Source organism: Mesorhizobium sp. M7A.F.Ca.CA.002.15.2.1, assembly GCF_003998715.1.
Taxonomy (GTDB): Bacteria; Pseudomonadota; Alphaproteobacteria; order Rhizobiales; family Rhizobiaceae; genus Mesorhizobium; species Mesorhizobium ciceri.
Genome location: NZ_RZPI01000097.1, coordinates 1 through 11,662, shown reverse-complemented (window position 1 = coordinate 11,662; position 11,662 = coordinate 1). Strand labels below are relative to the sequence as shown.

Annotated in this window: 11 protein-coding genes, 1 tRNA gene and 1 pseudogene; 9 read left to right on the top strand and 4 right to left on the bottom strand. The window is 63.0% G+C overall.

The annotated features are described in order from the left end of the window. Together ENZ74_RS08580 and ENZ74_RS08575 are read left to right on the top strand one after the other, a co-directional pair. Positions 1–313: pseudogene (locus ENZ74_RS08580) on the top strand (branched-chain amino acid ABC transporter permease); the annotation flags it as partial. Then, positions 310–1,344 carry a branched-chain amino acid ABC transporter permease gene (locus ENZ74_RS08575; RefSeq protein ID WP_027162307.1) on the top strand — a complete coding sequence of 345 codons (1,035 nt, stop codon included), beginning with the start codon at positions 310–312 and terminating at the stop codon, positions 1,342–1,344. The pseudogene ENZ74_RS08580 and the gene ENZ74_RS08575, both read left to right, overlap by 4 nt. 24 nt (positions 1,345–1,368) lie before the next feature. On the opposite strand, the gene ENZ74_RS08570 is transcribed toward ENZ74_RS08575, so the two are convergent. Together ENZ74_RS08570 and ENZ74_RS08565 are read right to left on the bottom strand one after the other, a co-directional pair. Beyond that, a complete protein-coding gene (locus ENZ74_RS08570) occupies positions 1,369–2,685 on the bottom strand; it encodes an ArgE/DapE family deacylase (protein WP_063170048.1) in 1,317 nt (438 codons plus the stop codon). A gap of 57 nt (positions 2,686–2,742) precedes the next feature. Next, positions 2,743–3,648 carry a MurR/RpiR family transcriptional regulator gene (locus ENZ74_RS08565; protein WP_013530207.1) on the bottom strand — a complete coding sequence of 302 codons (906 nt, stop codon included), beginning with the start codon at positions 3,646–3,648 and terminating at the stop codon, positions 2,743–2,745. A gap of 227 nt (positions 3,649–3,875) precedes the next feature. On the opposite strand from ENZ74_RS08565, the gene ENZ74_RS08560 reads away from it, so the two are divergent. From ENZ74_RS08560 to ENZ74_RS08550, 3 genes are all read left to right on the top strand, one after another. Further along, positions 3,876–4,958, top strand: a complete 1,083-nt coding sequence (locus ENZ74_RS08560; RefSeq protein ID WP_164745812.1) for a sigma-70 family RNA polymerase sigma factor — start codon at positions 3,876–3,878, stop codon at positions 4,956–4,958. Positions 4,959–5,045: 87 nt separating this feature from the next. Then, positions 5,046–5,582, top strand: coding sequence for a carboxymuconolactone decarboxylase family protein (locus ENZ74_RS08555; RefSeq protein ID WP_024504783.1), 537 nt, complete (start codon positions 5,046–5,048; stop codon positions 5,580–5,582). Between the two features lie 110 nt (positions 5,583–5,692). Further along, positions 5,693–6,217, top strand: coding sequence for an OsmC family protein (locus tag ENZ74_RS08550; RefSeq protein WP_013530204.1), 525 nt, complete (start codon positions 5,693–5,695; stop codon positions 6,215–6,217). Positions 6,218–6,518: 301 nt separating this feature from the next. On the opposite strand, the gene ENZ74_RS08545 is transcribed toward ENZ74_RS08550, so the two are convergent. Then, a complete protein-coding gene (locus ENZ74_RS08545) occupies positions 6,519–8,093 on the bottom strand; it encodes a DUF882 domain-containing protein (protein ID WP_063170045.1) in 1,575 nt (524 codons plus the stop codon). 320 nt (positions 8,094–8,413) lie between these two features. After that, positions 8,414–8,488: transfer RNA gene (locus tag ENZ74_RS08540), tRNA-Thr, on the bottom strand. Positions 8,489–8,647: 159 nt separating this feature from the next. Here ENZ74_RS08540 and ENZ74_RS08535 point away from each other — a divergent pair. The 4 genes from ENZ74_RS08535 to hisD form a co-directional block, all read left to right on the top strand. Continuing rightward, positions 8,648–8,842, top strand: coding sequence for a hypothetical protein (locus ENZ74_RS08535; RefSeq protein WP_013530202.1), 195 nt, complete (start codon positions 8,648–8,650; stop codon positions 8,840–8,842). Positions 8,843–8,972: 130 nt separating this feature from the next. After that, complete coding sequence (gene murA / locus ENZ74_RS08530) at positions 8,973–10,265, top strand: UDP-N-acetylglucosamine 1-carboxyvinyltransferase (protein WP_013530201.1); 1,293 nt, start codon at positions 8,973–8,975, stop codon at positions 10,263–10,265. A 205-nt stretch (positions 10,266–10,470) separates the two neighbouring features. Then, positions 10,471–10,905 carry a DUF2948 family protein gene (locus tag ENZ74_RS08525; protein WP_013530200.1) on the top strand — a complete coding sequence of 145 codons (435 nt, stop codon included), beginning with the start codon at positions 10,471–10,473 and terminating at the stop codon, positions 10,903–10,905. A 7-nt stretch (positions 10,906–10,912) separates the two neighbouring features. After that, a partial coding sequence (hisD, locus tag ENZ74_RS08520; protein WP_127312729.1) for a histidinol dehydrogenase occupies positions 10,913–11,662 on the top strand: 750 nt, incomplete at its 3' end.

The following is an 11,662-nucleotide window of genomic DNA, read 5'->3' as shown; positions in this document are numbered from 1 at the left end:
CTATGGGCTGGCCTTCGCCATTGCCGCGTCGCTTGCAGGCCTCGCCGGCATCTTCATGGGCGGCTATCGTTTCATGTCGCCGGTGATGGGCAGCGACCCGCTGCTCAAGGCGCTGATCGTCGTCGTCTTCGGCGGAATATCGAGCATCTCGGGACCGATCTTCGCCGCCTATCTGATCGGCTTCTTCGAGGCCGCCTGCAGCTATTATTTCGGCCTGTACTGGACGCCGGCGCTGCTGTTCGGCGTGCTGATCCTGACCCTGATGGTGCGCCCCGAGGGCATCTTTGCCAGCCGCTCCCGAGGCCTAGCATGACCGACACGACATCGCCGATCACCCTTAGCCACACAGAGGCGGCAACCCCGATCGCTCCCGGCCGCACGCCGTGGAAGCAGGAGGCCATCGGCTTCGTGCTCGGCTTCGCCTTTCTGGCACTGCTGCCGCTGATCTTCGGCGACACCTATGCCCGCCACATTCTGATCATGGCCTTCATCTATGCGATCGTCGCCTCGAACTGGGACCTCAGCCTCGGCTATGGCGGCGTCTTCAATTTCGGCCATCTGGCGCTGTTCGGCATCGGCGTCTATGCCTACAGCCTGCTCACCAAGCTGGCCGAATTCGACCCGTGGATCGCGCTGTTTGCCAGCGGTGTCATCGCCACCCTGGCGGCGATCCTGGTGACCATCCCGATCCTGCGGCTGAAGGGCATCTACATCATCCTGGTCACTTTCGGCTTCGCGCAGCTGGTGATGCAAGTAATCATCAGCCAGTCCGCCATCACCGGCGGCACGCAAGGGTTGGTGCGCATTCCCGGGCTATACGTGTTCGACCACAACATGGTCCGTGACGGCAAATCAGCCTATTTCTACATCGCGCTGGCGCTGCTGGTGGCGAGCACCCTGTTCCTGCGCGTGTTCGTGCGCTCACGCACCGGGGCCAGCATCGTCGCCTTGCGCGACAATGAGGAATACGCCATCAGCCGCGGCGTCTCGATCGTGCGCCAGCGCATGCTGACGCTTGCCGCGAGCGCCTTCTTCACCGGCATCGCCGGCGCCTTCTACGCCGCCTACCAGCGCAATGCCTCGATCGACGTCTTCGGCATGAGCCTTGCGACCATCATCCTGTCGATGGTGCTGCTTGGCGGCACCAGCACTATTTACGGCGCCATCATCGCCTCTTTCGTGCTGACGATCTTCGCCGAATGGATGGCCGATTTCGGCGCGTGGCGGCCGATGATCACGGCGGTGCTGATCATCGGCGTGATGCTGGCCTACCCGAGCGGCCTGGTCGGCATGATCAAGGCTTCATGGGGCGCCGTCGCCGGACGCCTGAAGCGCCCGGCCTGACCGTTTCGGACTGGCGGCTCCGCCTCAGCGGATGCCGCACCAGTCGATGACCGAAGCGGCGATCACCTTGGCGGTCTCGACCACCGATTCGACTTCGACATACTCGTCGGAACCGTGAAATCCGTCGCCTGACGGGCCGAAGATGACACCGTCGACGCCGGCGCCGGCATAGTGCGCGGCATCGCACACGGCGACGAAGCCACGCGCCTGCGGCGCCTTGCCGACCATGGCCTTGCGCTTCATCAGCGATCTCACCAGCGGATGGTCGACCGGCGTGTTCATCGGCGGAAAATGCAGCCCGCCGAGCTCCCATTGGATCGCAGGCGGGTTGTCGCGCAGCCACGCATCGGTCTGCGCGAAATGGTGGACGAACGCCTCGAAATCGCGGCGGTAGTCGGCCGAATTCTCGTCGGGCAGGAATTTCATGTCGAGATCGAGCACCGCGACATCGGGAATGATGGCCGGGTTGGTCATCACGGTCGGCAGGCCGTGCTCGCCAAGGCCGGTGCCGCCATGCATGACGCCGATGTTGATGGTGTTCATGCCGAGCGGCAGCAGCGGATGCGATTTTGCTCGCGTCCGGTCCAGCTCATACTGGCGCACGGCGGCAATGAAGCGGGCGGCGATCTCGATCGCATTGACGCCCGGCTCCAGCCGGTCCTTGTCGTGGCGCTGCGGATAGATCTCGTTGTAGCGCAGCGCCGAATGGGCGTTGCGGCCACGGATCGTCACCCGCGCCCATTCCAGCCCGCCTTCGACCGGCAGGACATCGCCCCAGGTCGGTTCGGCGACCAGCACCGCCTTGGCGAGCTTGCCCTTCTTCACCGCGTCCATGGCGCCGAAGCCGCCGGCTTCCTCGTCGACGACCGAGTGGATGGCGAGCCGGCCCTGCAGCGTGATGCCCGCCTTGCGGATCGCGCGCGCGGCGGCGATGCAAGCGGCGACGCCGCCCTTCATGTCGACGGCGCCGCGGCCATAGAGCCGGCCATTGGTGATTTCGCCGCCGAACGGATCGACCGACCAGTCCTTCATCGCGCCGACCGGCACGACGTCGATATGGCCGCACAGGATCAGGCTGCGGCTCTCGTCTCCCGCCCATTCGCCGACCAGATTGGGCCGCCCGGGCAAGGCATCCCATTGCTCTGTCCTGAACCCGTCCTGCTTGAGGATCGGTTCGAGCAGCGCCTGGACATCCGCCTCGCGGTTGATCGCCGGATTGGGCTCGAATTTGGGGTTGACCGAAGGGATGCGGACCATGTCGCGGGTCAGGCCGATCAACCAGTCGCGATCGGTCTCGATCTCAGCCTGCACGGCGTCGATGATGGTCTGGTTGTCGGGCATTGTCGCTTCCTTTTCTGCGTCGCGGCGCTTTGCATCGCTGCACTGAGCGCAACGACACTATTTCCTTGTGGCTTTGGATTTGGCGGCGTCGTCGGCCGATGACGATAGGACGGTATCGAGCGTGACCGCGTTGGCGCTGCGGATCTTCTCGATGTCCTCGATGCGCTTGCGCACCCCGGCGCCATGGCCCTCCAGCGCGTGGGCAAAGACGGTTTCCATCTGGGCAACGGCCGTCGCCAGCGTGTCGAACGGCGAGTTGGCGTCGATCGCCGCGACCATGGTCAGGTCCGCGATGTCAGATATCGGCGACAGCCAGACATCGGTGAACAGCAGGATGGAGACGCCGCGCTCCTTGGCCTGCTGGGCAAAGCTCACCACGTCCGACTGGTAGCGCCGGTAATCGAACACGACGAGGAGGTCGCGCTTGCCAAGGTCGATCAACAGGTCGAAATCGGCGGGACTCAACGAACCGATGTCGCGCACGCCGGAGCGGAACTGCAGGAGATAGCCGGCCAGCATGGAGGCGATATGCCGGCTGAACCGGCCGCCCAGCAGCACGACCTGGCCCTTGCTCTCGAGCAGCATGTTGACAGCGCGCGTGTAGGCCTGCACCGGCACAGCCGTGCGCGTACGCTCCAGGCTGTCGGAAACCGAATGGAAATAGGCAAGTGCGGTGCCTTCGCTGGAGCCGCCCGGACGCTTGGCCTCCATCATCAAAAGCGGCGAATGCAGCCTGGATTCGACTTCGGTGAGCAGGCGTGCCTGGAAATCGGCAAAGCCGACATAGCCAAGCTTGGTCATCAGCCGCGTCACGCTCGGGTCGCTGACGCCGGCGCGCCGTGCCAGCCGGGTTGCGGTGCCCAGCCCCGACATCGGGTAATCGGCGAGCAGGACCTGGACGATCTTCTCTTCCGCGGAGGTGAACGCCACGGTCGTGTTGGCCAGTTCTTCGCGGATCGACATGGTCATCGCCTATCGCTGACGGAAGATGATTATCTTACAATTTTGTGAAATGGTGTCAAATCTGGAAAAAGTTTTACAGGATTGAATCTAGCCGCGTAGATCGCCCGCATCCGCCAGAATCCAATCCTTGCTCACTGCCATATGCACTTTCGATCTCGCTTGAGTATCTTGGCGGCGAGCCTGGTTCTCACGGACCCCGTTTCGGGGCCGGTTGTTACGGACGTGAAGTGAGGGTCATAACCTCAATCCAAAACCCCATCAAAGCGTCATTGGTGAACTGGTGCCCGCCGAACACGGATCGTGACGAAGCTGAACTGGCATTCGAACTTTTTCGCCAGTTGATGCATCTTAAGTCCATGGGCTACGAAACTCATATCGTGCCGAGTGATGCCGAACTGGCCCTTGCCGCTCGGGGCGGCGATTGTGGTTGCCTCGGCCTGCTGCTGGAACGTCATCGCGCACGGCTCTATGCGATAGCGCTGAACATGCTCGGCTATGGGTCGGACGCCGAAGATGCTGTGCATGAGACTTTCCTGATCGCGCTGAGGCGCATCGGCGAACTCAAGGATCCGCAAGCCGTCGGTGGCTGGCTTCGCACTGTGTTGCACCGCTGTTGCCTGCAACAATTGCGTCGACGACGACGCGAGATCTTGACCGCCGACATTCCAGACCGCCCAGACGAACGCGCAAGCATTGAGGAGCGGCTGGAGAAAGTCGCGCTTCGCGAATGGGTTTGGGACGCGCTACGCAAGCTTCCCGAGCCGCTGCAGGCTACCGCCATGTTGCGCTATTTCGGAAGCTATCAGTCTTACGAGGAACTGGCCGCCATTCTGGGTGTCCCGATTGGGACGGTTCGCAGTCGTTTGTCGCAAGCCAAACGCAAGCTTGCCGAGATGCTGCTGGAAACGGCGGGCCTTGCCGACACAGAGGCTCGCTCGCAGTCTCGCGAGCGCCAGCGATTCTACTCCGAAATTTTCAATGGGCTCAACCAGCATGGCGAGCGTGACCGCTTCCTTGGGCACTTTGCAGAGGACCTGCATCTTGTCCGCGGGACGAGCAAACCAGTGCTGGGTCGCTCATTCCTTGCCTGGGAAGTCGACGCCGACACGGAAGCCGGCGTCCGCCTGGAACCGCAGCGCATTCTCAGCGCCAGCCAGGTCACCGTGATCGAGGGACTATTCGTCAATCCGCCGGAAGACCCTTTCCACTGCCCGCCGGGTGTCGTCCTGGTGATCTTTCAGCGAGACGGCAAGGCCCGACGCTTGCATCTTCATCTTTCGCCGCGTCCGCCTAGAATCGACGACGACTGATCGAACTTTTTCTCCCGTCCGTGACTCCTTACAGCACGCGGGCATCATCTGGCCCGGACGCAAATGGTTCCAAAGAGGAGAGAGATCATGTTCGCCTTCGCAGTTTCCCATGTTGCTTCCATCGCACACCACGGCGAGCTCGGGCCCAGCCGCTCGCGCCGCCTCCTTCACACGGCGTTCGCATCGACTGTCGTCTGCGCCACATTGTTGTCATCAGGCTTAGGCTGGGCCGGTCAAGCTGAGGTCGACGCCACCTATAAGGACGTCGAGCGGACGCTCGGCTCGGTGCCGACCTTTCTCCATCAGGTTTCAAAAGCAGCGCTGCCGGGCGCCTGGGCAGAGGTGAAGGCTCTGCAGTTCTCCAGCGAAACCGCCCTGCCGCCGAAGGTCAAGGCTCTGATCTCGCTCGCCGTCTCCGCACAAATTCCCTGCCAGTATTGCATCTGGGAAGACACCGAGAGCGCAAAACAGGCGGGCGCAACGGAGGACGAGATCGAAGAGGCCGTCGCTATCGCCGCTCTGTCACGGCACTGGAGCACGATCTTCAACGGCATGCAGGTCGACTTTGAGACCTTCAAGAAGGATCTCGGCGGCGACGCTCAGGCTGCCGCGCCTGCCAAGTAGCGCGAGCCTTGTCGGCACATTGTCGGGATTGGGGCCAGGCCGCGGCAACCATCGTCGGCATCCGCGGACCGGAATAGGGAGTGGAATTCTCATTTTACAGGGAGGTAAAGATGCCAGTAGTCTTCGGAGAAACCGTCAGCACAGTCAAAGATATCGTGTCCGTGCTAAAGAAACACGGTGACGCGGTGCGTGGCACCTATCGTGCCCGCTACCGCTTCGACCCGCAATCAGGCGATCCTTACACAACACCGCTACTGGAGCGACCGGCGAGCCTCAAGGACAATTCGCCGACCGCCGTCTTTCCCTGGGAGCAGATCTTTGCCGCGGCGGCTGTGTGCGCCGGCTCGGATTATCCGATGCTGGCAGCGCATGCGGGGGTCGATCTTCGTTCGGTCGATTTCATCGCGGAAGGCGTGTTCGACCCGCGTGGCGAGTTCGACGGACTTGATGGGCTCACGGCGCCCGTGGACGCCCGGCATTGCTACGTGTCCCTGCACCTCAGCGCGACCGTGTGTTCTTCGGCGCCCCGCGCCGATCTGGAGAAAATTCATGAGCGCGCGATCTCGCACAACATGGTGCTTGGCGCCCTTAGAGGAATTCCCATGACCAGCGAATTGGTGATTCACCAGGCGTGATCCTTGTCGCAGAACTCGCCCGCTGGGCGGTCTGTGGCTTAGTCCCGCCGGTTGCGGCCGGCGGGCCAAATGTGCCTCGTGCACGTTTGCGCCACCACGATCCTGGCAATTTCGCGGGGCGATCTGCTCGAAAGGCAACGGATGGCGGCCGACAGCAACGAGCCGACTGCCCGCTGCAGTAGCGCGCTGCTCGCCAAGTGTTATAGCGCGGAAGGGTTCGGCATTGCGAACCCCGTGACCGCCCCGGCCATCGATATGGCGCAACACATTTCGATACTGGATCGAACGGTGCTTTCGCCCTCTATTTGAAACTGGCGATGGGCAGGAATTTCACCGCGGAGCCGGTGAAGCGGCGGTGATCGGACGTCCGTCCCCGCGGTTGGAATCCATCGAGATAGACATGCTCCGGCGCCGTGCGGATGAAATTGGCGGCAATCATGGGCGCCCCTGTTGATGCGGCCCCACCGGTAATAGCGCGATCTGCCTCGGAATCGGGGCGCCGCTGGACACGATCGGCCTTGGGGTTCGTCCTGACGCGATCTTCTGGCTTTGACGCCGGCGCCGCGATCCGCTCGCCGGCCAGCCCGTCGTCGGGGTGATGCATGGCCAGCAAGACACCGATGGCATCGCCAGATTTGGCTGCTTCCAACTGGCGCGTCGGGCTTGACTGGCTTTCCGGCCGCCATGTCGGCAATGGGACGTTGAGCGCCATCATCTCCGGCGCGACGCTCGTGGCAGCGGCATCGGCATTCGCGGCGTCCGGCTTGGCAACGGCCAGCTCGGCCTGCGCCGTGGACGCGCCGGCGATTGCCAACGGTGCGGTTTCCGGGGTGGGAACGGGTGCCGTGAACTCGGCGCGCGGTGCGAAGGCCGGCAGCGGCACTGAGCCCGGCGCCATCGCCATGACGATCGCTTCAGGCGTCTTCCCCTTCTGCCCGGCAAGCGGTTCTTCGCCTGGATCGCTGCCAGCAATCTGGATGTCAGCCCGCTGGGCATCCTGCGGCGGCACGATAGCGATACCCTGTCCGGCCGGTCTGGGTTCGACGGACCTCGCCGGTTTGCGTGGCGCCGGCACCGCTTCGGCGACATCATCGGACTCGTCTGCGCCGCCCCCGCCCAAGAGCGTCGCCAGCAGGCCACGCGGCCTGCGTTGGCCGCCGTCGACGCTTGCCAGCTCGATGTTGGGCGTGCCGGCGCCCTTGCGCGATTTGTAGGCGGCAAACGCCTGCTCATAGCCGGGCAGCGGTTTGCCGTCGCTCGGCACATGCAGTGTGTTGCCGTTCGGAAATACCTTGGCGAGTTCCTGGCGGCTGATGCCCGGCCAATGCCGCACATTGCCGACATCCATGTGTATGAAAGGCGAACCGGAGGTGGGGTAATAACCCACGCCGCCGCCCTGCATTTTGAGGCCGATGTCGCGCAGTTTCTTCAGCGGCACATCCGGCAGGAAGAAGTCCATCGCGCGGCCAACCATGTGTTGGCTCTCCCGGGCCACACCCTTCGAGCGGCTGCGCAGCATGGCGTTCGTCGCCGGCGAACGATAGGCGCTGACCACATGGATATAGGCTGTCGAGCCGCTGGCGCGATAGGCCTGCCAGACAAGATCGAGCAGGCGCGGATCCATCTTCGTCGGTTCGTTGCGACGCCAGTCGCGCAGCATGAGATTGATCTTCTTCAATCCCGCCGGATCATAGCGCCCATTGCGCTTGAAGACGATTTCAGCCTTCTCGCCCGTATGGAGATGTTGAATCCTCAAAGCACGCGTCTCCGCGAACGCGCCGGTAGCGCACAGGCAAAGGAACGCTGCGATGATGGCAGGCAGGGTCCAAAGACGGGAAGCACCGGGGGCGTTTTGCACGTTTTCGCTCACGTTCATGCCTTGCACGTTCTTTTGTTTCGGGCGATTTAGATTTCCGCCCAGATCAGGAGCCTTTCGGCCCTCTTCCTGACAAGCATGGATCTGACCGGCGAAGACGGGCATCCATGCCACAATACGTCATGTCGATGAATAGCATCTTGGTTAATGAATCGTGTCTTGCCGGAATGCGCTTCGGCTGGATTTGCCTGTGGCAGCCATTTTCTGAAGCAATGAACCGCTGATCGGGTCTGCCGGCACGAGGGCCGCGCCATCCCATGTACCCGCCTCGCCCTCGCAAATGCAGAGGACGATCGTGCGGCAACAGGGATGTTGGAAACTGGTGCTGCGAGAGAGGATTGAACTCTCGACCTCTCCCTTACCAAGGGAGTGCTCTACCACTGAGCTACCGCAGCCGCTGATGGCGGGGCTTCTGCCATATCGAACCGGCAAGCGCAAGGCCAAGTGCAACGCTTCTGTGAAAGGCTTTGCCGGATGGCTTTTAATGACATGGCAGTGCCACAATGTTGGCTATCCCTGAACAGCAAGCTGGTGGGTCGCCGGCGGGATGGGCGATGGACGACAAGACAATTCCAGTGAAAAAGGATGGTCCACCGAAAAGCAGCGCAACAATCCGCAAGGATCGGCTCGCCGAGCAATTGCGCGCCAATCTGCAGAAGCGCAAGGCGCAGTCGCGCTCGCGGCGGACCGGCGAGGCCGACCTGCGTCCGGACGGGCTCGCTGCATCGAAGAAAATACAAAAAGATTAACTCAAATAGGTCACTCTTGGCCTGGGGTGGGCGAAATCCTATTTCTTGAACCAGATTGGCCAATGGTCTAGACGGGCCGCTACTCAAACGATTGAACCGGCCCTTTTTTGGCCGAGAGGGACGTTCTTCCATGGATCGCATCAGAATTGTCGGGGGCAACAAGCTCTCCGGAAGCATTCCGATCTCGGGCGCGAAAAACGCGGCGCTGCCTTTGATGATCGCCTCGCTTTTGACCGACGACACACTGACGCTGGAAAACGTGCCGCATCTGGCCGATGTTGAGCAGCTGATCCGCATCCTGGGCAATCACGGCGTCGATTATTCGGTCAATGGCCGCCGCGAGAAGCAGAATGAGGGCTATTCGCGCACCATCAACTTCTCCGCCCGCAACATCGTCGACACCACAGCGCCCTACGAGCTGGTGTCGAAGATGCGCGCCTCGTTCTGGGTGATCGGCCCGCTGCTGGCGCGCATGGGCGAAGCAAAAGTGTCGCTGCCGGGCGGTTGCGCCATCGGCACGCGGCCGGTCGATCTGTTCCTCGAGGGCCTCCAGGCGCTGGGCGCTGATATCGACGTCGACACCGGCTATGTCATCGCCAAGACCCGGAATGGCCGCCTTGTCGGCAACCGCTATATCTTCCCGAAGGTCTCGGTCGGCGCCACCCATGTGCTGATGATGGCCGCGGCACTCGCCAAGGGCGAGACGGTGCTGGAAAATGCCGCCTGCGAGCCCGAGATCGTCAATCTGGCCGAGTGCCTCAACGCCATGGGCGCGAAGATTTCCGGCGCCGGCACGCCAACCATTGCCATCGACGGCGTCGAATCGCTCTCCGGTGCGCGCGTGCGCGTCATTCCCGACCGCATCGAGACCGGCACCTATGCGATGGCCGTCGCCATGACCGGCGGCGACGTCGTGCTCGAAGGCGCGCGTGCGGACCTGCTGCAGACCGCACTGGACGTGATCGCCCAGACGGGTGCGGAGATCACGCCGACCAATTCCGGCATCCGGGTGAGGCGCAACGGCGCCGGCATTTCGCCGGTCGACGTGACGACAGCACCCTTCCCGGCCTTCCCGACCGATTTGCAGGCGCAGTTCATGGGCCTGATGACCATGGCCAAGGGTAAGTCGCGCATCACCGAGACGATCTTCGAGAACCGCTTCATGCATGTGCAGGAACTGGCGCGGCTCGGCGCTCACATCACGCTTTCGGGCCAGACGGCGATCGTCGACGGCGTGCCGAAGCTGAAGGGCGCGCCGGTCATGGCGACCGATCTTCGCGCCTCTGTCTCGCTGGTCATCGCCGGCCTGGCGGCGGAAGGCGAGACCACGGTCAACCGCGTCTACCACCTCGATCGCGGCTTCGAGCGGCTGGAAGAAAAGCTGTCCAACTGCGGCGCGGTGATCGAACGGATTTCGGCGTAGCCCGCGACCTCGGCTCCTCTCTAGCAGCGCAGGAGATTGGCGAAATCCTTCGCGGCAGCGTCCTTCTCCCCGTCACTATCCGGGGAGAAGTGCCCGGCAGGGCGATGAGGGGCAGCGCAGAGCTGCAGCTGTTGGTGCGGTTGCACCGATCGCCAAGACCGCCTAACAGAAGGCTGAACAATCAACCTTCAGGTGCGAAATCCGTATGACCGCCCTTAAGCTTATCGCGCTCGACGACCAGGATCTGAGCATCGTTTCGGCTCATGTCCAGGATGCCGTGCTGAAAGTCAGCGACCTCGAATTCCTCCCCGCGGCCAAGCGTTTCCTGCTGACCATGAACCGTTTCGTCTGGGAGGCAAAATCCGGCCTGTTTCGCCAGCATAATGAGCGACGGCAGGCCGTGCTGCATTTCGACCGCGTGCTCGGGGCCAAGACCAGCGGTATTGACCGCGACAAGCCTGCCGAAGTCCTGTCGCTGCTGGCGATCAGCTTCATCGAGATCAGCAAGCCGGCCGGCATCGTCGAGCTGATCTTCTCGGGCGGCGGTGCGATCATGCTCGACGTCGAGTGCATCGAGGCCCGTCTTGCCGACATCGGCGGGGCGTGGGAAGCCACCTCGCGCCCCATCCACAAGGCCTGAGCGTCCGATGGCCATCACGCTTCGTCAGTCCGATGCCGATTTCGAGCAACGTTTCGCCGCCTTCCTCACGACCAAGCGGGAGGTCTCCGCCGATGTCGATGCCGCGGTGCGCGACATCATCGCGCGCGTGCGCGCCGAGGGCGACGCGGCACTGATCGACTATACGCGGAAATTCGATCGCGCCGATTTGACCGGCCTCGGCATTGCCGTGTCTAAGGAAGACATCGCAACCGCCTACGAAACGGCCGACCCAAAGACGATCGAGGCGCTGGAGTTCGCGCGCGACCGCATCCGCTCGCATCATGAACGGCAGCGGCCGAAGGACGATCGCTATACAGATGCCGCCGGCGTCGAGCTCGGCTGGCGTTGGACGGCGATCGAGGCCGTCGGGCTCTATGTGCCGGGCGGTACGGCGAGCTATCCGAGCTCGGTGCTGATGAACGCCGTGCCGGCCAGAGTGGCCGGCGTCGAGCGCATCGTCATGGTCGTGCCGGCGCCGGGCGGCATCATCAATCCGCTGGTGCTGGTGGCAGCGGACATATCAGGCGTGTCCGAAATCTACCGCGTCGGCGGCGCGCAGGCGATCGCCGCCCTCGCCTATGGCACCGAGACAATCCGGCCGGTCGCCAAGATCGTCGGCCCGGGCAATGCCTATGTCGCGGCAGCCAAGCGCCAGGTTTTCGGCACCGTCGGCATCGACATGATCGCCGGGCCATCGGAAGTGCTTGTCGTGGCCGACGGCAGCAACGATCCGAAC

Coding starts and splice junctions, on each gene's coding strand:
- ENZ74_RS08555 (WP_024504783.1), top strand. CDS start 5,046: ATGTTCGCCTTCGCAGTTTCCCATGTTGCTTCCATCGCACACCACGGC.
- murA (WP_013530201.1), top strand. CDS start 8,973: ATGGATCGCATCAGAATTGTCGGGGGCAACAAGCTCTCCGGAAGCATT.
- ENZ74_RS08525 (WP_013530200.1), top strand. CDS start 10,471: ATGACCGCCCTTAAGCTTATCGCGCTCGACGACCAGGATCTGAGCATC.
- ENZ74_RS08565 (WP_013530207.1), bottom strand. CDS start 3,648: ATGTCGATCCGCGAAGAACTGGCCAACACGACCGTGGCGTTCACCTCC.
- ENZ74_RS08545 (WP_063170045.1), bottom strand. CDS start 8,093: ATGAACGTGAGCGAAAACGTGCAAAACGCCCCCGGTGCTTCCCGTCTT.
- ENZ74_RS08570 (WP_063170048.1), bottom strand. CDS start 2,685: ATGCCCGACAACCAGACCATCATCGACGCCGTGCAGGCTGAGATCGAG.
- ENZ74_RS08535 (WP_013530202.1), top strand. CDS start 8,648: ATGGACGACAAGACAATTCCAGTGAAAAAGGATGGTCCACCGAAAAGC.
- ENZ74_RS08575 (WP_027162307.1), top strand. CDS start 310: ATGACCGACACGACATCGCCGATCACCCTTAGCCACACAGAGGCGGCA.
- ENZ74_RS08550 (WP_013530204.1), top strand. CDS start 5,693: ATGCCAGTAGTCTTCGGAGAAACCGTCAGCACAGTCAAAGATATCGTG.